The following is a 25,710-nucleotide window of genomic DNA, read 5'->3' as shown; positions in this document are numbered from 1 at the left end:
ATGAACCCTATTGTTTTAATGCTAAATTAAGTAATTTCGGTAATGGCGTGTTGAACGCTTTTTGCCATATGTCGGCAATATTGCTTTTAGTGACAGCGTCGTATTGAACTAGCGTGAAATGTGGGGCTGGTAAACCAAGTGTTGCGCCCGCTCCTAAGCGTGCCATTGTTTGTCCGATATCGAATGGCCTATCCGAAATCGTGCCATAGACGTTACCTTGCATTGCCATATCAAGCAGGTTGTTTACCCCTAAGTCGTGGGTGACCACTTTGATATCTTGGCGCCCTAGTGAACGAAGCGTTTCAACCACACCTTCGGCGGCGGCATCCCATGACACATATAAAGCTTGTATATCTGGGTGTTGTAAGATCATGGCGGCGGCGATATTGCTGGTTTCATGCTCCTTGATAAAACCCTTTTCACTGATCACCGACATACCCGAATGTGCTTTGAGGGCCTTTCTAAATGCGTTGTCTCGATTGTTAGTAATAAAATAGTTCGCATCGTGGTAGATAATGCCAACCTTACCTTTATGATTTAAAGCTTGTGCGACCAAGTTGGCCGCCTCTTCACCCATGCCAAACATGTCATCAGTCACAATACCAACATAGTCTTTGCCCTGTTCAAAATCTGGGATAGGGTTGCTTAGTAGTACGAGCTTTGCACCTTTATCTACCACTTTTTTATAGCTTTGTTTGGTGCTAATCCCATCAACACTAAGCGACAAGACAATATCGGGGTTAAGTGCATTGATATTTTCTAAGTCAGCAACTTGTTTGGCGGGATCAAACTGCGCATCGGTACTTGCGACGACTTTGATACCTAGTTTTTCAAACTCTTGCTCTGCGCCACGCGATACAGCACTTATCCAAGGGCTGGCGCCATGCCAAACTAACGCTGCAGTCAGATTTTTACTGCGGATCTGCGCGACCTGAGCTTGTGATAGGTGAATATCTTGCGCTTTGGCTGCATTGGCCCAGTCAATTTGCTGCTCTGCTAATGCATAAGGCGTCAATAGTAAGGAAAGCAGCAGCCCCCCAACTTTGAATTGATTAAAAGAATTGACTAATAGGGAGTTCACTTTCTCTTTGGCGATTGCTTTTAGCTTGAAAAGCGGGATAAAAAAATGTGTAAGTACTGGCATTATTCACTGTCCTGGTTTGCAATTCCGTAGATTTCGCCAACGCGCCAAGCACAACTTATTGTTATTTAACGTATATGCTTTTCGTCTTTGCAGGTTTATCAAGCGAAAGCGTGGCGGTTACCTGTTGTATTTATATCCATATTTATGCAACTCATTATTTATGTCAAATACTTTTACTAATTATTTTTTGTTCGGTTTTTTGTCTTAATGACATAAGATAGTCAGGTTTTTATGTATAAAGCTTGCCCACAACGGCTGGCAATAAAGGTGAATGAGCATTGAAAGGATCTAACGCAAAACAAAATAAAGCGATAAATTTGCGTCTTGTACTGTCCCAAATTGTAACTTTAGGCCCAATCTCTCGTGTTGAAATTGCGCGTAACACGCAACTCACTAAACAAACCATTACTAACATGGTTGAAGAGTTACTCGAAGCACAACTCGTGGAAGAGATTGGAATTAGAAAGGCGGGCGGTGCTGGAAAGCCTTCTAAAATGCTCAAGCTAAACAAAAAAGCAGCTTATACATTAGCAATTAGGGTGACAGATAGTGAATTAGAAGTTGGCTTGTTTTACTTAAACGGCGAACTACTTAATCGATTACACACTCAAGTTGAGGCCACCGACGCGTTGGAGCGCGCAATATATCTTGTTGATACACTTTTAACGGTTGCGAATTTACCTAAAGCATCTGTACTCGGTGTGGGTTTGTCACTTAACTTGACCGATTCAGGGCAAATGGACAATTATGCTATGAACCAACGGTGGCAGCAGAGCCTAGCTCAACAATTACAGCTACCCGTCGCGATGGAAACAACTGCCTCTGCTTGTGCCGCTTATCAAATGTTGTTTGGTGAAGCACAACAATTACACAGCTTTATCTATGTACATATCGGTAATAAAGTTGAATCAACCGCAGTTTATGATCGACAAATACTACTTGGGCAAAACGGTTTAACCGGAGCGCTCGGGGACACTTTTGTGACGCCGGAAACCGATAAAGATACAGGCGAGCTAGGACGCTTGGATGATTTTGCGTCACTTACTTCGCTGAAAACACAATTAAATATTCAATCCTGCTCTCAAGAAGAGCTTCTATCTCGTTTAGATAGTGGTGAGCATGTGAACGATTGGTTGGAGCAAGCAGCTGAGCCACTGAGAATTGCAATCCATACCCTTGAGTCCATTCTAAACACGCAAACTATTATTTTAGGTGGAGACATCAATGATTGGTTGTTAGACAAATTAATTACGCAGTTACGACCATTCATCCCATCAATAGCGCAATTTGGAGAGCGTCACGTTGTTCGTTTAGTTAAAACCCCTGATGTGAGCAATATTGCCATTAAAGGATTGGCAACGCTGCCGCTGCATGCTGCGTTGAATAGCAAAAATATGCAAACCCTAGAGCTGCCTGTCGAATATGAAAGTTCTCAGTTACAAGCATTGGTTTATAGCTAAGACGTGTTCGTATTTTCATGGAAGTGATAGCAGGGATTATCGGGGGCCTTTCGCGCAAATATGTTTTACTATGTCTCGAATCGCCAAAATGACTTTTTCAAGCTCTAACTCACTTTTGCACCAAAATCAGTTAATGTAAATGATCAAAAGGTCTGCTTTGAGCGAGAAGCGGAAGTTGTTAAAACTACCTCAGAAGCTAATTTAACTTGCGTTACTCGGCTAGTTGCTAGTCATAAGAGCAGAATGAATGTTTTACTTTAATGCAACCTTCAGGCTTTTATTCAACAACTGATTTAAACCTTTCTTGAGTTACTTGCGTCTCAAGGGGCGTAGTTATAAAAAATGGTATTTTTTTATAGCAAGATCGGTTTGCTATACAATACCACGTACTAAATTTTGACATTAGGGACAATTTTGATGCCTATTCGTTTTTCGTACTTTTGTGCCATTCTATCCATAGTTACCACCTCGTTTTCGACATTAGCTTCAGATGTTTTAGATTGTGTTATTGAGAGATATAGTCAGCCAAATAGCCCGTTTACGGGTTTACCTAATCCTGCCGAACAGGGCGAACATAAATACACAGTAATGAACTATGGCGAACGGCCATTTTTATTTGCTATATCAAAACCTGATGTAATTGCTCCAAATGTGAGCTTACCTAGCTTTCTTTCCGACTATTCACGCAACCAAGGATATGAGGGTAATGCTTACCACAAATTTAAAAGTAGTAATTTACCTTTGGAGGCTAAAGTTTGGCTTCCGTTGGGAGCCCAACCACTACCGTTAGTATTATTAGTCCATGGAAATTCTGCTCCAGGATTTGATTATCTAGGTGAATTACTCGCCAGCCGAGGGCACTTTGTTGTGCAAGTAAATCAAACTTATTTGAATGATTTAAGGGGAGAAAATGGTGCCCGTGGTTGGATACTGCTTGAACATATTAAGCTGCTGCAAAAATGGAATGCTGAGCAAGGTCATACTTTTTATAACAAACTAGATTTAGAGAATATCGCTTTAATAGGGATGTCTAGAGGAGGGGAGGCTGTTGCTTTAGCTGCATCATTTAATCAATGGCAGACCTTACCAAATAGTAGCGAATCAACAGAGTTTGGTTTTAACATTAAATCCATTGTCGCATTAGCCCCAATGGACGGGCAATATCAACATGCTGATGGTAGAAACATCCTGAAAAATGTTAACTATTTAGTGTTACAAGGAGGTCATGATGCGGATGTTTATCAGTTTCTTGGTAGCCAACAATGGCATCGAACTCACTTCGATGATGATAAAAACTACTTAAAGCAGTCGATTTATATTTATCGTACTAACCACATAAACTTTAATCAAGATATGTCTGATGATTTCCATTGGGGGCGCAGCAAAGATTTTTATTCTAAGCTATTAACACCCAAACAACAGGAGAATTTAACTAAAGTGTATGTTTCTGCTTTTTTGGAAGCTACATTAGCGAACAAAAAAGAGTATCGAAAAATTTTTAGACAACCTGTGGCTGGTGAGTTTGGTCTTCCTGACGATATTTATGTCAGTCGCCATATGACATCTGATTTCAAAGTTATAGAAGATTTTGAAAATGTAGCCAAGAAGGAAAGTACCGTTAAAGCCCTATCCGATAAAACATTAACAGCAGTGCCAATCAGTATAGACTCAGAGCGTCTAAGAAACGGAACTAAAACTTCTAATAATGTATTAAAGGTTCAGCTTAAGAAACAAGTTGAAACACGGTTGAGCATTAAGCTTTCGGAAGCTGGGCTGTTACATCAAAATCGCAAAGGAAAATCCTACCTAAGTTTCTCACTGGCTCGAGCTGATTCAGGAGAAAGCGAAGGATGTGGATCATACAATTTGTTATCTGATACCAGTGTAGAGCTACTTGATAAGTCTGGTGTAGTATATAAAAAAAGTTTGGGCGCATCTGGTAGTGTCTCCCCTTTATTAATTTCTGACTTCTCTGAATTGGAAAAAGGTGATATGAAATATGCGCCGACAGAACCAGTATTGCAAACCTTTACGCTCCCTATTGAATTGAATAAGCCAATCAGTGCCGAAAGCGAATTAGAGCTTGTCTTGATTTTTGCACCGAAGCGAGATGTATCTATCATCATGGATGATATAGGGATAACTAGTTCTATATAGCTCGTCAGCTTTTTTTAAAGCAGCTAGTCATTAACGCATAAGGAAAGTTAACGCATTAAGTCAGGTTTTCTTACCATTATTGTTGGATGGCGTGGCTTCGCCACTTACCCGACCTACATCAACGTGATAGGTTGGGTAAACCGAAGGTGACACCCAACATGGTTTCAAATGCAGCATTGAAGATCCGCTTTTGGGAGAAGCATGCAAAGGACAGGCACTCGAATTTTTCTCGAATTTGAAACTTTAAGTGACTTTTCTTTACTTTGAGTACTTTAAAACGTAATAAATTCTTAATTCAAGGAGTGAACGATGGGATTAGCAAGGAAGTGTCAAACCAGCCTATCCGATACTAAGTATTATCACTGTGTTTCGCGTTGTGTTTGCCGCGCATTTTTGGGCGCAGAAGATAAATTGATAGGCAGGTCTGATGAGCATTTGTTGTTTTTAGCGCAGGTGTTTTGTATTGATGTCTGTGCTTATGCGGTGATGAGTAATCATACCCATATTGTGCTGTATGTAGATGATAAAAAAAAGTACAAAGACTCAGTGATAGAGCCATTTTACTGCGTTGGCATAAATTGTTTAAAGGTACACTGCTTAGACATAAATACCTCAATGGTGAAGCGTTAGATGAAGGTCAGCGGTTCTTTTTAAGTAAAGATATCAAGGAATACCGAAACAGCTTATCGAGCATAAGTTGGTTTATGCGTATGCTAAACGAGCACATAGCCCACCGTGCCAAAAAAGAAGATAAATGCACAGGCCATTTTTGGGAAGGGCGCTTTAAAAGCCAAGCGCTGTTAGACGAGGCAGCACTGATGGCCTGCATGGCATACGTAGATTTAAACCCAATACGCGCCAAAATGGCACGGACCCCGGAACAATCAGAACATACCAGCATCAAAAAGTGCTGTGAAGCTGCGACATCAGGCAAATAACCTAAACAGCTCGCTCGCTTTGCAGGCAGTCCCAGACAACACATGCTCAAACCCAAAGGAGTGCCCTTTGAATGAAAGCCGTACTTAGAGCTAGTTGAACTCATCGGTCGATGCATGCGAGAAGACAAACGCTGACACATAGAATCAAACCGAGATCTTTTTTAAGTGTCTTTTTCTATTAAGTGTGTGTCCTTTTTAATATGTGCATTTCTTTTGATATAATAACTAACCAAAAGTGCGGGAGTTATTATTATCGCAGAATTTAAAGCATCTTTTTATAGTGCCTGTCCAGTTTTGGTTTTAATTAAAGACATATGGACTCTCCTCGTTTTGGTTTAACTACCACTATGGCACATTGTGGCTAAGTGGTCGGGGAGTCCATATCATACGTTAGAGGTTGCTCATGAAACGGATTTTCTTTTTACTATTTTTAACCATGTTACTTGAAGGTTGTACTAGCCTGTATGATTCAATGTACCCCAGTGCGGCAGCAGTTCGATATGGGTGTAGTTATAACGATGGACATTTTACTAAAAGTGGGCAATACATTTCAGGAAGTTACAGCTGCCCGAGCACTACGCCTAAGTCATTTCTTTCGAGTAACGGTTGCACATGGGTAAATAGTTATTATCGGAAAGATGGTACATTTGTAACAGGACATACTCGTTGTAATATACCTAAATATATTGTAACTCAACCCTCAGGCTCAAATTGTCACTATGTAAGTGGATATTATCGTAAAAATGGTACTTATGTAAAAGGGTATACTAGGTGTAGGTAACCTCTAACAAGGCAATTATGGGAATCAATGGGGTCGAATCAATGGGGTCGAATCAATGGGGTCAGAGTTGTTGATTTAGAGTTGTTGATTTTAATAATACTATTTAACGGCTGCTTCTGGCACGAAGCTGTCCTTAGTCTCTTACGCGTTTCTGTCCAAAAACGTGTTTGAAAGAACTTTTGCTAATCGCTCTAAGTTATCTGTTAGATGAGATATGAACCTATTCATCAACACTATAAGATCAGATATGAGCTAATCATACCAAAGTGTCTAACCAGTTGGCTTACAGGTTATGCAGATCAAAGCAAAGAGGGTGAACTTTGCGCCGAATATCGGTAAGATGCGACAAATTTAACTTTTTATTAAACGGAGCTGTACTTTCATGGCAAAGACATTGAAAGTTCCTCATACCTTAATCTTGCTGTTAGGGATGATGGTCGTCGCTTTGGTGGCGACTTGGATTGTACCGCAAGGGTTCTTTGATACTGCAACCACAGAATCTGGTCGCCAAATGGTACTGGCCGGCACGTATCATGTTGCCCAAAACACTGTTATGTTGACGCCGTGGGATTTGCTTAAAGCGATACCGCGTGCATTTGCCGCCGCACAGGATGTGATCTTTTTTGTCCTCATTGTGGGTGGTGTACTCTCTATTGCTCGAGCAACCGGGACGGTAGATGCGTTAATTGGTCGATTGCTCGAGAAGCATGGCGATAAACCACAAAAGCTTATTTTTATGGTGGTGTTTTGTTTTGCAATGGCATCAAGCTCTATTGGTACCGCTGGCGAGTACATTCCATTTGTACTTATTTTGGTGGCGCTTTGTAAAGCAATGAAACTTGATGCAATGACGGCCGTGGGGATGATCATCGCGGGCTATGGCATTGGCTATGGGGTTTCTGCGTTTAATCCATTCACTGTATTAATCGCACAACAAATCGCTGAAATTCCAGTTTATTCGGGCATTTGGCTGAGATTGGCTATTTTCATACCGTTTGTGTTAATTGGTTTTCATCACGTATGGAGTTACACCAAACGCGTGCAAGCGAACCCTGAACTTTCGGTCATGAAAGGGGTGCCTTGCCCATTATCAGGGCAAGCACAGCCGAGTTACCCGGCATTGAACAAACGCCATCAAACAATTTTGTTTTCATTTCTAGTTACCCTAGTGGTTGCCGTTTGGGGTATCGCCACACAGCATTGGTATCTTTACGAGCTGGGTGGTTTGTTTGTTGCTTGGGGTATTTTGATTTCGATTTTGGGCAAGCTCAGTGCGGATGAAGCTTCTCATAAATTTATAGATGGTGTTGCAGAGCTAGTAACTACGGCCATCTTGATTGGTGTAGCCCGAGGTATTGCTTTGATCTTAGAAGATGGTCAAATTCTTCATACCATAGTGAATGGCCTTTCAACGCCGCTGTCTTATGTTGCCGCTGAAGTATCGGCAATTGGTATGTTGTTCATCCAAACGTTTTTAAACTTATTTATTCCGTCAGGTTCAGGTCAAGCCTATGTGACAATGCCGCTCATGGTGCCGGTTGGTGATTTAGTAGGCGTGCCTCGTCAAGTCGCTGTTTTAGCTTATCAATTTGGTGATGGATTCTCTAATATGATAGTGCCCACAAACGCAGTACTGATGGGGATCATCGGCATGGCGGGGGTGCCTTATACCCATTGGTTTAAGTTTTGTATGCCGTTAATGGCGAAACTCATGGCTGCGGCGAGTGTTGTACTGGTGTTGGCCGTCATGTTTGGTTATGGGCTGGATGTGCAACCAAGTTTATAAAAATTTGCTCTTAGCGTTGATTGGTAGGCGGCTATAGAACGTAGCTGCCTTTTTTATTTTTAAACAAAGCCTTAGTAAGGCTTTCATTTCCCATACAACTTCAGTGAAAAGCTTCATGACATTGATTAATTCAGATACAATGCGCGAGTTAAAGCTTTGTAACAAAAAGGAAGATGAAAAATATGAAGCATATTCACACTTTAATGACAGTTGCTCTTTGCACTGCCATTTCTATTGGCTCGCTTTTATTCCCTGCCCAAAGTCAAGAAAATACGCCGATAACCATTGTAAAAGCTGCCAGTGATATTGGCGCAATAACAGAGGTTATTTATGCTGATGATAAGCAAATGGCTGTGATAGACATGTGGGATGAGCGCCATTTTTTAAGCATTATCGAAAGAGAAAATGATAGCTTTACGGTAAAAAAGCGTTTTTATTTATCTGATCAAGTCACCGCATTTAGTTATTTTACGCAAGCAAACACGGGGCATCTCATTACTGTGCTAGGTATGAATACGGGCCTTGTAAAGCTATTCGATTTAACCACATTCACGCATCTCAAAGACGTTGATATTTCTGAAACTAAAATTGATACCGCACAATTACAAGTGCAAGAAAGCACGATTAATGACAAGTTGTTAGTTTCTTCAAATGACACGTTAAGCATCATTGATTTATCTGATAACTATGACGTTACAAGCTACCCTGTGGGCACAGGCGGTATGGTGCAAGGTAGTTTTACGCAAGCCAATATACCAGAACTACTTTTTGGTGATGGTTCTGTCTATCGCTTTACTGCGTCTGCTGCTTTAAGCAAAGTGGCACAACTTAGCTCAGAGCAATTTAAAGGCGAGCCAATTTACGCTCAAGATTTTGATGAAGATGGTGTTGATGAAGTACTGTTGAAAACAACTCAATCGGATTATGACGGTCATTATGAAGAGAATGGCCTTGCTTTGTTCAGTGTGAAGCATAACCGCAATATTTGGGATGGAAATAATACTGCTTATCCATTTATAAGAGAAAACTTCCGAAGTTTTTTGATGGGAGACATACCTCAGGTCGTTATTACACCAAACAGTATAGGCTCTCTTGAAACGAGGTATATGTCATACTCTTACTGCATAGTCACGATTGAGTTAGAGCTACAAGCGCCTAATTGCTATACACATCCAGAAGCTGGTTATCGCTACGATGAAGTGGTATTTGTACACGATTTCAATCAGGATGGTAAATTAGATATTTTTGAATCTGGCATTTCTCCGCACAATGTTGCCCATAATCTGTATACAAATGTTGAAGGCGAAGGTAGTTGGCTGACAGCTGAGTTTCCAGAGCCAGATGCCCGCTGCGCCAATTCACGTGAAAATAAACTGGTTGATTTTGAGGGGCGGCCAGCTTTGGAATGTACCAGTGAGAATGAATTCCCTTCAGCTATGAGTGGTAATTTTAAAGATACAATTTACACCCGCACGATCGATTTAAAAACAAACAAACAGCTGAAAGAGTCATATCTTGCTGACGTTACTTCATCGTATTTTTGTAGCCGAACGCTTTTTTATGATGATGTTAATTTAGACGGGCTAGACGATGAATTTAATTATTACTATTGCGGTCGTGGCGATCCAAGTGACTATTCGGATTATAACCAAATTAGTGTTTATGATGGCGCATCCGACTACAAAACATTCAATCACGTTGAGCTAAAAGATATTGATAAGCGCAAAGCAAATAAACTTGTGTACAGCAGCAAAGAAGGGGCAGTGTACTTACTTTACCCACCAGCGACTTGGATTGTCGGGGCTGAGGAAGGCCCTAAGCAAATCGATAACGGTGTTCAATTTGTTGATATTGCAAGCGCGTCTTATAAGGGGTTTACATCCGTTTTTGGACTATCTCAAGATGGCGCTTTGTATGTATTGGATGAACCCGGACTTCATAAAAAAATAAACCAGTTATGCGGGGCTAACAATCCCATTTCATTAAATGATGTTGCGGTCAATAAACTGGTGTTTAGCTGCGAGAATGGCTTTGGTGTATATAACACCATTAATGAATCACAAGAATTTTGGTTTGATACACCGCTCAATTATCAGCATGTGTTCTTTCAGTCTTTGGGTGAGCAAGGATACTTTTATACCGATGGGTCTGATCCAGTCGTATTTCAGTATTTAGAGCAAGCACAGGCGAGTGAGGAAGTTGTAGGAAAGTCTCTGTCAGTGCATGTTAGATCTGCTCTTGATATTGATTTGGCCCAGTGGTTTTCTGGCGAGCATTATGTATTTGACCATCAATCGAATAAAGCACAGTTGGCTGCTAAAGATTTAAATCATGGCGTTTATCAATATACACCCAGTCAGATCGGTAAAGATTACTTAAGTTATAAGGTGCTCAGTAATAATAAGCAGGTCGCTCATGGTAGTGTTCGTATCGAAATTTACAATACAGCTCCTGTAGCCAAAGCGATTGAACAGCAAGTCCATTGGCGCGGCGTATCTGAATTACAATTGCTTGGCGAAGATGAAGATCAAGACACTATTTCGTATGAAATTATAGAGCAGCCACAAGAAGGAAGTCTTTTCGACTTAGACTCGAGCACGGGAGTTGTGCATTTTAATCCCGAAGCAAGTATGAGTGAAAGCCTCTCTTTTTCATATCGAGTTGCTGATGCGAATGATACTTCAGAGCCTGCTGTTGTAAAGCTCCAGTTAACTAATTCGGCCCCTGTAGCCCAAGACATGCAATTGTCAGCCAAGCCTTCACAAACGCTAAGCTTTAGTTTGAAAGTATCAGAAACCGATGGTGACCCACTAACCTATCACTTAGCTCAAAATGTCTCGAGCAAACGTATAGTGTTGAATGAGGCTACAGGTAAAGTCACCGTTAGCATCCCATCTGGCGCCAGTGAAGATATGTCCTTTGGTTTTTATGTCAGTGATGGTAGAGACGAATCTGAGGTAAAAACGGTGAATATTAAAATCGCTCCCAGTAACAATAGCCAAAGTGGTTCATCGGGTAGTTTCGACCCAAGGTTAATCGGCATATTATTAGTATTATTTGCGATAGTGAGAAGAGTTAACGCAGTGACTAAAAACTAGTTTATGCTTGAATTTTGGGGATATTTTAAAGTGTAGTTGGATAGCAATAGGGCATACTTGCCTTATTGCTATCTGTAACTTATGACCTGCTTTTGCTGTGTTGTGCTTTAGGCCAATTCCACGGGCTGATTTCAAAAACACGGTCTGAATTAGTGCTTCCATTCTTACATACGTCACCTTTGCTAATAAAGCTAACAGTTTGAGTGTTGGTTTTTCTTGCTATGGAAGCAATAAATTGTCGTTAATGGCGATAAACTTGTCACTACTTTCAATAAGTTGTTGCGATGTGAGTTTTTCTGCGCCGTAGACTCGACTGGATACGCCATAGCGGTTACGCAAATGTGCGAGTAATAGCGCAAAGTCTCCATCTCCGGAAAGCAACACCACTTCATCAACCGTTTTAGCGGTTTCCATCATGTCGATGGTAATGCCCACATCCCAATCGCCTTTTTTTGAGCCATCTTGTCTTTGAATGTAAGGCTTTAATTTGACTTCAAAACCAATCGCACGAAGAATGTTTTGAAACTGAGTTTGTTTATCATCGCCACGGTAAGTTGCGTAAGCGTACGCTTTTTCGATATGACCGAGTTGTTGAATTTCTCGCCAGAACGCATTGTAGTCAAAGTTACGACCAAGTGAATGCCTACAGGTGTAATAAATGTTTTGAACATCAACAAAGATCGCTATTTTTTTCACATTCTTCCCCAACAAAATCAAAGGCGTTACCTTAACTTAGTCAGTATGGTTTAACCATACATTTTGCTTCTCTTACTTTAATAATGAGTGGCTGACGACGAATGTTGATTATAAAGTCATGTTTGTATATTGTATTCAAAAACCAAGTTGAGGATGTGCCTTTTGGCTGAGAGACTATGATAAAAAAAACAATACTAATGCCAATTTTCGTTTTAGGACTTGTTGCCTGCCAGAGCAGTACTGTACACGACAACACGATAACTATGCCCAAGGTAAACAGCTGGTGGCAGCACGGAATCTCACTTGATAACTACAAGGAGGCAGTCGAATACATTGCACATCAAGCTCAAGGCAAAAATACCAACTGGACGCACGTGAATGAATTACTGTACGGGCTGAGAGGCTTTAGTTACTTTGGTGATACATCTGACTTTGCACAAGATGAGTATCAGTCGCTCTCGTCCACTTTGTTAACCTTGGTGGATAAACCTCGACCAGCAGACAAGAATGCGAGATTTATCGAAAACTATTCGGTACTTGTTTATCGCTTTTTGAGTAAAGAGAAGCAGTTAGCCGACTGGCCTGCACACCTTGATCGCATTGCAAGTTTGCTGGCTGAGTTAAAGAACAAACAAGGTGTTGAAAACGACTATGCCCGATGGGAGCTATTTAGAGCGATTGGCTTTGTCGCATTTGCTGCGCGTTCTAATGAGCAATTGCAGTCGGATTTTGTGTTACAAACCAAGCTTATGAATGCGCTAATGAATGAGTTAGATGATATGAGTTGGCGACGAGATCATGCACTTTGGGCACTTGGTTACATTAGTCAGCTTTTAGATGAGAAACAACAATCTAAGCTTGATGACGAGATTTGGCAAAAACTAGAGAGCCTACAAGCAAGCTCTGATCTACAGGCAAAACAGGGGTATTCAAATTTATATTTAGTGAATAGCTTTCGTGGTAAAAGCGAATGCGAGCAGAATACGCCGGAACGCTGTGTGAGTCATGATCTCGACAAGGTATTACCGATTAAGCATGTGTGTTCTGACAGACTTTGGATCCGAGCAACATCGCTCGATAATGAGCAGCTAGCATATAGTTGTAAGCGTTTGATCTCACAAGAAAGTGACTTTCATGATTTGTTTAACACACAAATGAAAAGCGTAGCCAATGATAATAATAAAGCGTTACAGGTGGTTATTTTCGATAACTATAGTGATTACAACCGCTACGGCCAGCTGCTTTTTGATATTAATACAAACAACGGAGGTATGTATATTGAAGGGACGCCCAGCGATCCCAACAATCAGGCATCATTTTTTAGCTTTCAGGCATTTTGGACAGACGATAAGTTTAAGGTTTGGAACTTAAATCATGAATATGTACATTACCTTGATGGCCGTTTTAACAAGTATGGCGGATTTGGGCACTTTCCTGACAAACTTGTTTGGTGGAGTGAAGGCCTCGCTGAGTTGGTGGCCAAAGGTAAAGACAATGCCAAAGCCATGAAAGTACTCAATGAAACCGAGCGCTCGGCACGGCTAAGTTTAAAAGATATATTCGAGACTAAGTACGGACAAAGTTCAAAGCAGATATATCAGTGGTCGTATCTAGCGATACGATTTTTGTCAGAGCAAAAACTTGACGAGCTGCGTGAGTTGCAACATGCGCTGAAATCGGACTTTTTTCCGGGGTATGAGGCAAAGCTACAAGAAATTGCAAAAAACGACGAGCAACAATTTGCGCTGTTCCTAGATGAGTTAATGACGAAGGCTGACACACAAAGCGATACGACGGGACCTAAGATCCGTAAAGAGTACCGCTATTTGTATCGTAGCTATTTGAAACCGCCTCATTTGAAACTAACTGAATCACATCGCCACTATTTTTAGGTCAAGAAGGACTTGTGCTGCGCTGCTGGATTTGTACCAGCAGCGCGAGTTTGCTAATGATTAAGATTTATGCGCTCTTTTATCTTCATAAGCTGTGAAGCTTTTTTGATAAAAGCGCAAAGGCCAAGTGTGATAAGGAATAAAAACACGAGGTAAAGTCAATAAATCAGATTGAGAGTTGTAATTGGCTCGGCCTCTGATTGTGGTTGTTGCCGTTTCGAATCCCGCCATTTTCACCTGCTCAACATTGTTCTGAGTAAAATGACCATATGGGTAGCAAAAATCGTTAACTTGTGTTTGAAATTTGTTTTCAAGGTCTTGTTTGCACCCGACAATTTCTTCATTCGCTTGTTGTTCAGTTAACTCATTTAAATGCACATGGTTTTTCGTATGTGCCCCGATATCTTGGCCCAAACTAAGCCACTGTCTAATATGTGATTCATTCATTAATGGGTTGATGTCGATATTTTTATGCTCATCCCATTTATTATGTTGGCCAATGAGATCACTTACCACATAAAGCGTTGAACTAAAGCCCAGCTTTTGAAGTATGTTTGCGCCATAGGTCAGGTTATTTAAATAGCCATCGTCAAAAGTAAGCCCCACAACCTTGCCTTGTTTTTCCCTTTTTAAGTAAGGGGTCAGGTCTTTCATACTAAGCGCTTTATAACCAAGCAACTTGAGCATTTTCATGTGGTTTTCAAAACGTTTTGGTGGAACATGGATACTACGTAAAACAGTACCTTTCTGTTTTACAGCGAGACTGTGGTACATCAAAATTGGTATTGGTTGCATCATATCGTTTTTACGGTTGAGTTAGGGCGGCCTGGGTGTGTTATCTTGTAAAATTTTTCTTTAACAAAAGCACTGAGCGTTCTTCTTAGGCGCAGTTCAGGGTAACACTGTAATTGTGTATCAAAGCCGTAGTGCGCGTATTTGTTAAAAAAGGTATCAATGTTTATTTGCGCAAATGATTTTCTTCCTCTGTGCGAGTAGTGATGAACCCACTTTTTACCTTCAATTAGACTTCCATGTTTTTCAAGTACTTGAGCCATCGCAAATTGCTCGACAGTTCTTACTTCTGGCGCATGTAAATGCAGTGCAGTCAACAGGTCGTCAGCTTCATCTATGAGTGCGCGCTTGCCGGCAGTAATACCAACCATTAAAGATCCCCACATATGATACTCGTGAGAAAGCGTATAAGTTTGGCCGTCTCTCAATGCTAAAGGAGCATCATATGATTCGCGATATTCAGTGAAGTTTTTTTTTGTCAACGCGCCTTCATCCAAGAACATGAGCGATTGACTTGCGGTTATTTTGTCAAACAACACATTGATATCTTGAGTAAAGTAAGTGTCAGTGTCTAGAGCCAGTATTTTATCATTTGCCTCCAAGTTGAGTTGGTCTATTGCATGCGCCAACGCTCGATTTTTTATCCGGTAGTGGTACTTTCCTTGTAGACTCCACGCATGTTTTAACTCGGACGTGATGGTGATGTGCTGAATCGGGTATTGACTGAATAATTCGGGCTTTTCACTGACGACGACTATTTCAGGCTGATTGTCACCATGACAATGATGCAAGACAGATAAAATACTGGCTTTCACACCTAAGTAATAGAGTAGGTCATCGCCATATGCGACATAAAGTAAAACTTTACGCAGATGACATTGCCAATTTGTTTGTGTGAGATTTGTCATGCTACTTGCTCCTTTTTCCAAAAAATTAACTCATTTGTTTTTGGCAAATTAATGACCAAATTGAATGGATTAAACTTTGACTTCCAATAAAGTGAGAGGATTGTAGAGTAGAGATTTGTATAAAACTATTTGGAATAAGTAAGAAAGTGTAGGCTATTTTTAAAATTGCTTTTTATATCTAACGTGTTGAAATAAATAATTTTAATATTAGAAGCTTAACAGTGTGAGTGAATGATGTATGTGGTAGCAATAATTGGTTTTTTCGAATACAGGTAGCGAGCTAAGAGTCGCTCGCTACCTTCATTAAAAAGTGCTCGGATTAGTAGAAATAGCGCTTGCTATTCCACAGTGGTGTTTTGCCACTATCCAAACCGACAAACTTGATTGAGCCAGAAGTCAAACCTTCAGGAATAACAAAGTCGAGAGTGGTTGCTGTTGGGCCATATGCGTAAACTGCAACTCTATCAACTTTCTGGTCATTAACGTATACATCGACTAACTCGGTATTTTTAACTTTAACCGTGATAGTGTTGTTTACATCAGCAAGTGCCACGTGGCGTGGTTGCTCAAAGCTTACGCTTGCAGGCTTGGTTCTTTGGCTAAGTAATACTTTTGAAATGGTCGCAAAATCTTCACCATCACCATTTAAGATATCTTGCAAGTCGTAGCTAACAACTTGGTCAGCAACACAGCCATAGTCTTCAACAATGCTATTTACGTTATGACCATGACGAACCATTTGACGCCAAGAAACGCGCATGCCTTGTCCATGAGGTAACTTTTCGAATGGCGCACCCACATAAGTTGCAAATACATCTTGCTCTAGCACGTTTGCACCACCTGCACCTGTGCGTTTGTGTTGACCGAAGATGGTTGCAAAACCATTATCTTGCATACCACATGTGAAAACATCACCCGAAGAGTAGGTTTTCGCGTTTGACCAAACACCGACGGGTTTATAGTAAGCTTGGCCAACAAGGTTATTCTCGTCTTTAGTCACAAATGTACTGGTTGCTGTGTATTGAGCATCTGTTCCCGCTGCATCGCTTACGATCTCTCTCCAACGGTCTTCAAAGTACATACCAAATTGGTTTTCAAGCATCATATAATGATTTAACGGCGTATTTGTCAGTCTAAAACGTGTCGGAGTTGCTTTTTGTGGTGCAAATAGCTGCATCAATGCATCTGCATATAGAATATTGCCGCCTGGATTATCACGCACGTCAATCACTAATGCGTCGGTGTCGCTTAGTTGATTGTCTAATACTTGTACTACTGCGTTGATTGCGCCTTCCATTCCTGTTTGAGGCACGAACGATGCAATGCGAATATAACCAACAGATTTGCCATCAACGTCCACTTTGTTCCAAGTAATTGTTGGTTCAAAAGTTGGGTTTTGTGCTAAAGCAAAGTTGTCGTCAATATCAGCTTCTGCTTCAAGCGCTTGAATTTGCGCAAAAACATCGTTGGTACTTTGTGCGAATGCATTTGCTTGATTTTGTTCATCAACTGCACTTGGCGCGCTGTTGTATACCAGCCAAGGCAAGGTGACATTGTACACTTCTCCAGTTTCATGAGATTCTAAAGACAGTGTTAAATCGTTGCTTTGAGGCACTAATGATGATGAATGCGACTTTAAGCTTAATACTTCTAGTGCTCGTACATAACCACCATCAGGGTTAGCGCCTGCGCCGTTTTCAAAGTTTTCTTTGACAACTTCATTGATGTCTCTGCCATTGTAAGAGACTACTTTATCACCTAGTGCAATCATATCGCCTTGCGGTACAAGTGCTAGGAAGCGAGTCCAGATATCGTTCACTCGCACTTCAACTGAGCCATCCGCAGCAATAGTTTGCGCAAATTTAAACGGTACAAACGATAGGTAGTTTGATAAAGGTGCTGGGTAGTTATAATTTAAGTGAAGATCACGTTGTGAAAGAAAGATTTTTTGAATCTTCTTATGAAACTCTTCTGACGAGAGAGAACCCAATTCATCAATTACTGAATTAATTGCTGCTACAGGGTCTAAATGGCCTGTTGGGGAAATCCCGTAGTAGAGATTCTTTGCGTATTTGTGAACATAAAGGCCATCAAGCAGTAATTTTGCCTGCTCGGCTACGACAACCTTCTCATCGTATGTGTAATCAGGAAACACAAGCGCGTCTCTTGTATCTTGTAAGTATGAAATTTGAGCTTGTACTGCTGATGAACATCCAAGTGCTAGCATTACTGTCAGCGCTGTCTTTTTAAACATGTTTTTGCCCTTTTTTTTGTAGTCGCTATTATTTTTAATCACATTTTTACCTAAAAGCAATACAGGTTAAACATAAATGTGATAACAATGTTTTAAAAGAGGGTTTTGTGTAACTTTTTTGGTTTGCCAGGTTTTGATTTTGGGTTTTAATTAAAGTTGAATAAAAACAATGTTTTACCGTTTACTTTCTTGGGTTTATTGCGTCTTGTTAATCCTTTGAGTCGCTACCGATATCGAGTTGGATATGAACTGTAAATAAATGTAAACTAATGGTTCTGGGCTTGGTGTTTTATGTTTATTTTGTAACAGAGGGCTTGGTACTTGAAGATGACTACCAATTCTGCATTTCTACAAGGCGACTTTTTGTTCGCTCAAACTCAAATGCGAGCTTTTTTCCAACATAAAGTGCAGTCAGGCCAACTCGTGCATGTATGACAATCAAGCACTTTCTTTCGTAACACTCATCAACGAGAGCAATAAAACGTCGGGCAGGGTCATCTAGCTCATAACTAACATCGTTAGTTTTTGTTCGCTGATAACCATCTTCAATGCCTTGCGCTGTGTTGTCGTGCAAAGCGTGTTTTCCCATTTGCGGAATGTTGGCAACGAATAAAGTCTTAAATTTGCCTGCCAGCTCTATATAGTCTGCGGTTGCCCGTGGTGCTGAGCATAAAGTCATAAAATCAAACATGGCGATATGCCCTCCCAAACCCATGAGCGGAATTTCGCGCTGACAAATGGTGATGAGTGAAGCGCATCGCGTTCCTCCAGCGTTGGCAAATGCTTTATTGAAGGCAACTTCGTTGCTTTCATAATAATGGGTGGTGCTCAGTCCGTTGGCAAATCTATGGTCATAGTCACCTGCCACATTGATAATTGTGCATTGCTTTTCTAACAGCGCGATCGTTGGCACAAAGCGGTCTCGTTGTAATCCATTACGGTATAGGGTTTGTGGGTGACAATTGGAGGTTGCAACTAACACAACGCCTTCGCTAAATAGCTGTTCAAATAAGCGTGCCATGATCATCGCATCGCCAATGTCCGTGACAAAAAACTCATCAAAACAAAGCACTTTTACCTTTTTTGCCCAGTTTTTAGCGATGTGACTCAATGGGTTAGTTGCTCCTTGAATGTGATTCATTTCTTGATGCACTTGTTGCATAAAATGATGAAAATGGAGGCGTTGTTTTGAATTTAAATTAAGCGTGTTGAAAAACATATCCATCAGCATGGTTTTGCCACGCCCAACAGGGCCATATAGATAGATGCTTTGTGGCGTACCGCCCAATTGGATGGCCTGTTGAAGTGCATCTAGCATTAAAACGGCTTCTTGCTGTGCTGGGTCGAAAGTAAGTTGTTGAGAGTTCAGTTTTTGCTGATAGTATTGGCGCATTACAGAGGCTTTGCTAAATGAATGCATTACAGCATAAAGCGCAGACACATGCGACTATTTTGCCGGTCATATAAAGGAATGAGGAAATTATGAATACGCCACTTCAGCAGCTCAAAGAGGTTATTCAAAGCTATAGCGAAATATCGGATAGTACGTGGGAGCAATTGGTACCATTGTTTCAAATCGCGCATTTTAAAAAAGACGAATTTTTGTATCCATTTTCGCAATTACCGAGCACATTTGCATTTATTCACTCAGGGTTAGTACGGCTTTTTGCCTGCGATCACAATGGTCAGGAATATAACAAGCGATTTTTCAAAGCGGGTGAATTTCCCGGCATAATGAGTGCTTTACACCAACAGCAAAGTGTTGAGCAGGGCGTACAATGTCTTCAAGATACCGTTGCGGTCTTAGTCAACTTTAAGCAGTTCAGAAGCGTATTATTTGATAATGTTGAGCTAATGCGATTTCAAATTAAGTATTTGGAAAAAAATTGGTTATTAGAAAAAGACCATCGTGAGATATGCTTGATACAGCAAGACGCAACACAAAGATACTTGCTGTTTCTTGAGCAACATCAAGAACTTGCCAAAGTAATACCGCAATATCACCTAGCATCACATCTTGGCGTAAGCGCTACCCAGTTAAGTCGAATACGACACACATTAAAAAATCAGTGATTATTTACATAGGTAAATGAATCTCAATATCGAGTCGCGTAATCTCTTCAACAAATGGAAACGTCGTTGGAGAGATAAAATGCAAAATGCGACAAATATAGAAAAGCTACTTAATTGGCGTTACGCGGTGCGCCGATTTTCAAGTGAAAAAGTACAAAACGATGTATTAGAACAGCTGTTAAATGCAACACGACTGAGTGCGTCGTCTTTTGGCATTCAACCATATAAGATACTGGTGATAAGCCAAGAAAGCGTTAAGGAGCAGCTGGTGGCAGCCAGCTACAATCAACGAAAAATAGCCGACAATAGTCATCTTTTGATAATTGCCGCGAATATGGCGGATATTGGTTTGCAAATCGACAGCTATATTCAACGTGTACGGCTTGCCAACAATTTAGAAGCGTCCAAGCTTGATGCTATGGACCAGACCATCCGTTCTTCATTGATGCACTTAAATGAAGCTGAGCGCTTTCAATGGGCGAGTCAACAAGCGTATATCGCGCTTGGGACGTTATTGATAAGTGCCGCAAGTTATAAAGTGGATACGTGTCCTGTGGGTGGTTTCGAGCATCAAAAATACGATGAAATACTCGGTTTGAAGGCTCAGCAGCTCAAAACCGTCATCGCTTGCCCGATTGGTTACAGACACGTTCATGATGTTGTCGCAAAAAATCACAAAGTTCGCTACGCATTGGATGAACTCGTTATGGAGGTGAATTAATATGTTATTTGCCTTATTATCTGTCGGTGCTGGCGCGGCAATCGCGTTACAAGCCAGTATGAATGCACAACTTGGTAGTTTGCTGAATAACCCACTGCTTGCCACTGTGTGTGCATTTTTCTTCAGTGCCAGTTACTCACTTATTGCGCTAAGTACGATGGGCAAGTCGTTGCCAACGAGTCAAATGATAGCGTCTGTGCCTTGGTATTTATGGGGTCTTGGTGGTGTGCTCAGCGCAGTGGGTGTTGGTCTGTGTTATTTTCTTATTCCCAAAATGGGGGTAGGGAGTTTGATGTCTTTTGTTTTAAGCGGACAAATTTTGATGGCCATGCTCATTGCCCATTTTGGTTGGTTTAATGTCCCGCAAGTTAGTATTTCAACCCAAAAAGTGTTTGGTATATTGGCGCTGATCGTGGGTATTATTTTGATTAACAAAGATTTTCAAAATTTTTTCAAGTGAACGTGTATCTATCCATGGGGTACTTCATACCACGCCCCATGGAGCTGTCATAGTCCTATTTATATGGACTTAAATCTGTTTCTTCAACTTCGCACACCGCTTTAATAGCAGGATGCCTAGCAAGTTCTGACAAATAACGTCGCAAGTTAGCAAAGCTAAGAGGCGGCTTTTTAAGTTCATCAGCCCAGATACACAACATGAACATATAACAATCCACTACAGAGAACTGGTCGTTTACCATATAGGTTTTATCGCCGATGTGACGATTAAGGATCTCTAAACACTCGCTGATACGAGATTGCTGCGTATTCACGATGTCGTCATACATAATGGCGCTTTGAGTATGGCGCTCTGGGTAAAAATAAACCATCAACTCATTCTGCACCGTCGTGGTTAGATACATAAGCCATTGATAGAATTCGGCCTTAGCTTTTTGCTCTGTCGGGATTAAATTGCCTTGTGGATGCTTTTCACTTAAATAGAGGCATATCGCGGCACTCTCAAACAGTACAAAGTCATCATCAACCAGGGTGGGTATTCGGCCTGTAGGGTTAATTCTGAGATATTGTGCTGATTTGTGGGCAACCTTGGTACGGTCTACAAGTTCGAGTTGGAAGGGGACGTTAAGTGCTTTCAATACAAAATGCGGCGCAAGGCTCGCATTACGTGGGTAATAAAACAGCGTGTACATAAAATACCTTAATGATAAAAATAATGTTTCGTGAGAAACCTAAGCTCCTTTTTTGGCGAGTTCTACTGAACTGTAGGTGAGCATTCGCCTTTTAACAAATCAAAATTTGGTTTTTTATGTCAATATCTTACTGGAATCAGTACCTTTATTAAACACTTTAAATAAAAACGCCAGCATGCGCTGGCGTTTTTATTGCTTCATTAAGGCGTATAGTAAATTGGCGAGTTAGGCCCCACTGGTAAGCCAAATCCAAACACCCAAATATAAAATAGGGCGACCCAACCGATGAAGAAGAACATGCTGTAAGGCAACATAGTTGCTACCAAAGTCCCAATACCCATGTCTTTTTTATACTTAGTGGCAACCGCGAGGATCAAACCAAAATAACTCATCATTGGCGTGATCAAGTTAGTGACGGAATCACCAATTCTATACGCTGCTTGGATGGTTTCTGGTGCATAGCCAACTAACATGAGCATAGGCACAAAGATAGGTGCGGTTACTGCCCACTGCGCAGAAGATGAGCCAAGGCTTAAGTTCACAATGGCGCACATAAATATGAACAGCACAAATACTTCAGGGCCTGTTAGGTTAAGTGCTTGCAGTAATGCAGCTCCATTGATAGCTAAAATAGTACCGAGGTTGGTCCATTTGAAGAAAGCAACAAATTGAGCAGCGAAAAATACAAGTACAATATACATGCCCATAGAGCTCATTGACTTACTCATTGCATCAATAACGTCTTTATCATTTTTCATTGTGCCAACAACGCGCCCGTACACAAACCCAGGAATTGCAAAAGTCACAAAAATGAATACCACAATACCTTTTAAAAATGGAGAACCAGCGACTAAGCCCGTTTCAGGGTGACGCAAAATACCGTGCTCTGGCACTATGGTTAATGCCAGCAGCGCAGACACAATCAGTAATGCTACGCCCGCCCATTTTAAACCTGACTTTTCTTTGTCAGATAAATGTTCGATGTTGTTCTCACCTAGGTCGATGCTGGCCTCTTTCGGATCATACTTGCCAAGGCGGGGTTCAACGATTTTTTCTGTGACCCAAGTACCAACGATAGCGATAAGGAATACAGAAACCATCATGAAGTACCAGTTAGCTTCTGGACCAACTTGATAACTAGGATCAATCATTTGTGCAGCTGGCGTTGTAATACCCGCAAGCAGTGGATCTATGGTGCCTAATAGTAGGTTTGCACTGTATCCACCTGATACACCGGCAAATGCCGCTGCAAGGCCTGCCAGAGGGTGGCGACCCAAGCTGTGAAATATCATTGCGGCGAGCGGAATCAAAACAACGTAGCCGAGTTCTGACGCGGTATTTGATAAAATAGCGGCAAATACAACCATAAAAGTAACCAGTCGTTTTGACGCGCCCATCACCATGCCACGCATTGCGGCTGACAACATGCCTGAATGTTCTGCAACACTTACACCCAATAGGGCGACTAATACGGTTCCTAGAGGTGCGAAGCCTGTGAAGTTGGTCACTAAACCAGTCACAATTTTTTGCAAACCTTCGGCGCTGAGTAAGCTTACAACTTCAATAACGCCATCTGGCGCACGTCCTTTAGCACCTTCAGGTCTGGGATCAATCGCACTTAATCCCATCCAGTCGGCAATACCGCTGAAAATGACGATGGCAACACAAAACATCGCAAATAAAGTTATTGGGTGTGGAAGCATGTTACCCAAGAATTCGATGGTAGCTAAAAAGCGATTAAACCAACCTTTTTGCTGAGAATTCTGGGGCTGCTCATTGGTGCTAGTCTCTACAGCATTTGACATCACGAACAATCTCTAAATCACAAAATTCCCGTAATCTATCATTTTATGACGTTATTTTCACAATGAATCGGCGATTGAACGTATTAATAAGACGAAACTTATAGATATTCGACATTTTCGAGCTTTTTCGTCATGGCAGGACGTTTCAACAGTGTCTCTGTTTTTCTAAAATAATAAGGTTATTTTTCATGTGATTAGAATAACACCTAAATTAGGTTCATGGGTTTAGTACAATGCCAGCGCATAGAGTTGTTTACAGTATCATTTCGTGTTTTTAGAACAGGCTTAGCTGATTGTTTGAAGCAGGCTTTGTTCGCTTGAGTTGACGCTTTCTCGAGGCGTGTGTGGTGATCACCCGAAGTGTTTCATCTTTGTCGATATGTTGATTGTAAAAGCGTTTAATTTTACTTTTCGCCGCACTTGCTGCTGATTCAGGCTGTTGACTGGGTTTATCATATAAATCGGTTTTTAACCCTGAGTACAACCAAGGTCGGTGAATGAAGCTGTCTGGCACGTGGGCCAATTCTGGAATGTAATAACGTATAAAACCACCTTTGGGGTCGTATTTTTCGCCCTGTGTGACCGGATTGTATATCCTAAATGGGTTGATCCCTGTTGTTCCTGATTGCATTTGAACCTGTGGATAGTGGATCCCTGGTTCGTAATCGATGAATGTACTTGCAAGAAATGCTGCTGTTTTTGGCCAGTCTAGCCATAGATGGTAGCTTGCAAACGACATTAGCATGGCGCGCATTCTGAAATTGAGCCAACCGGTTTTTAACAGCATTCTCATACATGCGTCCACAAAGGGAACGCCGGTTTGGCCATGCTGCCAACGCATATAACTTTGCTCATTAAATTCACTTGCTCGCATATGGAGTAGCGATTTATGGACGGACTCATAGGCATATCTTGGCTCTGACTCGAGTTTTTGCACAAAATGACTATGCCAATGCAGGCGAGCAATAAAACCCGATAAACTTTTTCCATCTACCTTAAGCTCGTAGGCCTGATTTATAACTTCTCGAAGACTCAGTACGCCATAGCACAGATAGGGACTAAGGCGAGAGCTTGTAGTTACAGATTTCACAGGACTTGAGATCCCATACATATATTGATTGATGCGATCAGTAAAAAAGCTCTGCAGGGTTGAGTTGGCGTGCGTTAATCCCCCTTGTTGTGGCTCGTCAGCCGTCAAATTATCGTTGCCGGGATACATATCAAGTAACGATAAGCCACTATGGCGAGGGAGTAATGAATTGACACGGCTGGGAATAGCGTGGGTGGGTGAATCTAGCCATTCGGATGCTTTTTTTTGCCAATGGTCGCGATTCAGCTTAGTGCGAAATACGGCTTGCTGTTGGTATTCGAAGACTGAGATTTGCTGCACTTTACACCAAGCGAATACATTTGTATCTCGTTTGTACGTCCAATCGTTCCCCGTTTCCTGATGGCAATAAAGCGAATGGATAGGGTACTTTTGGTGTATTTTTTCCAGTATGTCGACAACGGCACCACTGCGAATACACAAAAAACCGTCGTGCCTCGCCAGCTCTTTGGCAAGGCTGTGTAAACTCTGGGCGACAAATTGATACTGGCGTTTGCTTGTATCTGCTAGACGCCAATATTCAGGCTCTATCACATACAAAAATAAAGTTGGGCGATCATTTTGTTGGCTGTAAAAAAGAGCCGAATGGTCATTGAGCCTAAAATCTCGCTTTAGCCAAACAAGGTTAATCACCTATTACTCCTTTAAAAAGTAACGGATAGCGTCTGATCCTATTCCCAATGTAATCATTTGCTAAAACTTGAGTGCAGATCCGCTCGATATTGTCATCAATCGCAAATACCCATTCGAATCGTTCGACAGCGATGAGTAAGCCTCTTTTGAGATGTGCTTGTTGTTTGAACTGAGCGCAATTGCTTTTAACAATGGCTAATTTGTGAGGGTGCTTTTTTAGCTCTTCAAGCGCCGAGATAATAAACGCTCGATGGCGGTTATCATCTTGGCGAGTTTTTCGTTTAGGTCTATGTGAATACATTGCTCATAAATC

The 25,710-nt window shown here is 41.3% G+C and carries 18 protein-coding genes and 1 pseudogene; 9 read left to right on the top strand and 10 right to left on the bottom strand.

From position 1 onward, the window contains the following. Window positions 1-7 precede the first annotated feature (7 nt). A complete protein-coding gene (locus AC5FX4_RS19220; protein ID WP_493608029.1) occupies window positions 8-1,144 on the bottom strand; it encodes a substrate-binding domain-containing protein in 1,137 nt (378 codons plus the stop codon). Between the two features lie 278 nt (window positions 1,145-1,422). Here AC5FX4_RS19220 and AC5FX4_RS19215 point away from each other — a divergent pair, with 278 nt between their 5' ends. The 5 genes and pseudogenes from AC5FX4_RS19215 to AC5FX4_RS19195 all read left to right on the top strand — a co-directional run bounded on the left by AC5FX4_RS19215 (window position 1,423) and on the right by AC5FX4_RS19195 (window position 11,364). Beyond that, window positions 1,423-2,604 carry an ROK family transcriptional regulator gene (locus AC5FX4_RS19215; RefSeq protein ID WP_493608028.1) on the top strand — a complete coding sequence of 394 codons (1,182 nt, stop codon included), beginning with the start codon at window positions 1,423-1,425 and terminating at the stop codon, window positions 2,602-2,604. Window positions 2,605-3,021: 417 nt separating this feature from the next. Further along, window positions 3,022-4,761: an alpha/beta hydrolase gene (locus AC5FX4_RS19210; protein WP_493608027.1), complete on the top strand. Its 1,740-nt coding sequence runs from the start codon at window positions 3,022-3,024 to the stop codon at window positions 4,759-4,761. A 309-nt stretch (window positions 4,762-5,070) separates the two neighbouring features. After that, window positions 5,071-5,771 (top strand): annotated as a pseudogene (locus tag AC5FX4_RS19205) (transposase); the annotation flags it as partial. Between the two features lie 1,091 nt (window positions 5,772-6,862). Continuing rightward, entirely contained in the window at window positions 6,863-8,266 is a 1,404-nt protein-coding gene (locus AC5FX4_RS19200; RefSeq protein WP_493608026.1) for a YfcC family protein, read from the top strand. 182 nt (window positions 8,267-8,448) lie between these two features. After that, on the top strand, window positions 8,449-11,364 hold the full coding sequence (locus AC5FX4_RS19195) for an Ig-like domain-containing protein (RefSeq protein WP_493608025.1): 2,916 nt from the start codon (window positions 8,449-8,451) through the stop codon (window positions 11,362-11,364). Window positions 11,365-11,583: 219 nt separating this feature from the next. On the opposite strand, the gene AC5FX4_RS19190 is transcribed toward AC5FX4_RS19195, so the two are convergent. Continuing rightward, complete coding sequence (locus AC5FX4_RS19190; protein ID WP_493608024.1) at window positions 11,584-12,060, bottom strand: LabA-like NYN domain-containing protein; 477 nt, start codon at window positions 12,058-12,060, stop codon at window positions 11,584-11,586. Window positions 12,061-12,257: 197 nt separating this feature from the next. Between AC5FX4_RS19190 and AC5FX4_RS19185 the strand changes: the two genes are divergently transcribed. After that, the gene (locus AC5FX4_RS19185) at window positions 12,258-13,952 is read left to right on the top strand and encodes a collagenase (RefSeq protein WP_493608023.1); all 1,695 of its coding nucleotides are present in this window, start codon (window positions 12,258-12,260) and stop codon (window positions 13,950-13,952) included. Window positions 13,953-14,012: 60 nt separating this feature from the next. Here AC5FX4_RS19185 and AC5FX4_RS19180 read toward each other — a convergent pair whose 3' ends face one another. The 4 genes from AC5FX4_RS19180 to zapE form a co-directional block, all read right to left on the bottom strand. Further along, window positions 14,013-14,750: a polysaccharide deacetylase family protein gene (locus tag AC5FX4_RS19180; protein ID WP_493608022.1), complete on the bottom strand. Its 738-nt coding sequence runs from the start codon at window positions 14,748-14,750 to the stop codon at window positions 14,013-14,015. Then, entirely contained in the window at window positions 14,747-15,652 is a 906-nt protein-coding gene (locus tag AC5FX4_RS19175) for a hypothetical protein (RefSeq protein ID WP_493608021.1), read from the bottom strand. Before AC5FX4_RS19175 ends, AC5FX4_RS19180 begins: the two co-directional genes overlap by 4 nt. Window positions 15,653-15,971: 319 nt before the next feature. Continuing rightward, entirely contained in the window at window positions 15,972-17,906 is a 1,935-nt protein-coding gene (locus AC5FX4_RS19170) for a S41 family peptidase (protein WP_493608020.1), read from the bottom strand. Window positions 17,907-18,237: 331 nt separating this feature from the next. Next, window positions 18,238-19,299 (bottom strand): cell division protein ZapE, encoded by a 1,062-nt coding sequence (gene zapE, locus AC5FX4_RS19165; RefSeq protein WP_493608019.1) that lies wholly within the window; start codon window positions 19,297-19,299, stop codon window positions 18,238-18,240. A gap of 89 nt (window positions 19,300-19,388) precedes the next feature. Here zapE and AC5FX4_RS19160 point away from each other — a divergent pair, with 89 nt between their 5' ends. The 3 genes from AC5FX4_RS19160 to AC5FX4_RS19150 all read left to right on the top strand — a co-directional run bounded on the left by AC5FX4_RS19160 (window position 19,389) and on the right by AC5FX4_RS19150 (window position 21,160). Continuing rightward, on the top strand, window positions 19,389-19,979 hold the full coding sequence (locus AC5FX4_RS19160; protein ID WP_493608018.1) for a Crp/Fnr family transcriptional regulator: 591 nt from the start codon (window positions 19,389-19,391) through the stop codon (window positions 19,977-19,979). Between the two features lie 79 nt (window positions 19,980-20,058). After that, a complete protein-coding gene (locus tag AC5FX4_RS19155) occupies window positions 20,059-20,700 on the top strand; it encodes an NAD(P)H-dependent oxidoreductase (protein WP_493608017.1) in 642 nt (213 codons plus the stop codon). 1 nt (window position 20,701) lies between these two features. Next, window positions 20,702-21,160 (top strand): DMT family transporter, encoded by a 459-nt coding sequence (locus AC5FX4_RS19150; protein WP_493608016.1) that lies wholly within the window; start codon window positions 20,702-20,704, stop codon window positions 21,158-21,160. A 55-nt stretch (window positions 21,161-21,215) separates the two neighbouring features. Here the strand turns inward: AC5FX4_RS19150 and AC5FX4_RS19145 are convergent, their stop codons facing one another. The 4 genes from AC5FX4_RS19145 to AC5FX4_RS19130 all read right to left on the bottom strand — a co-directional run bounded on the left by AC5FX4_RS19145 (window position 21,216) and on the right by AC5FX4_RS19130 (window position 25,698). After that, complete coding sequence (locus tag AC5FX4_RS19145) at window positions 21,216-21,851, bottom strand: glutathione S-transferase family protein (RefSeq protein ID WP_493608015.1); 636 nt, start codon at window positions 21,849-21,851, stop codon at window positions 21,216-21,218. Between the two features lie 200 nt (window positions 21,852-22,051). Continuing rightward, a complete protein-coding gene (locus tag AC5FX4_RS19140) occupies window positions 22,052-23,656 on the bottom strand; it encodes an AbgT family transporter (RefSeq protein WP_493608014.1) in 1,605 nt (534 codons plus the stop codon). Window positions 23,657-23,930: 274 nt separating this feature from the next. Further along, window positions 23,931-25,397, bottom strand: a complete 1,467-nt coding sequence (locus tag AC5FX4_RS19135; RefSeq protein ID WP_493608013.1) for an FAD-binding domain-containing protein — start codon at window positions 25,395-25,397, stop codon at window positions 23,931-23,933. Continuing rightward, window positions 25,390-25,698, bottom strand: coding sequence for a hypothetical protein (locus AC5FX4_RS19130; RefSeq protein ID WP_493608012.1), 309 nt, complete (start codon window positions 25,696-25,698; stop codon window positions 25,390-25,392). The genes AC5FX4_RS19135 and AC5FX4_RS19130 overlap by 8 nt, the downstream gene beginning before the upstream one ends. Window positions 25,699-25,710: the final 12 nt, after the last annotated feature.

This window comes from Pseudoalteromonas sp. ATL1 (genome assembly GCF_058933015.1).
The sequence above is the reverse complement of the archived record's forward strand: the minus strand, read 5'-3'. Positions and strand labels throughout refer to the sequence as shown.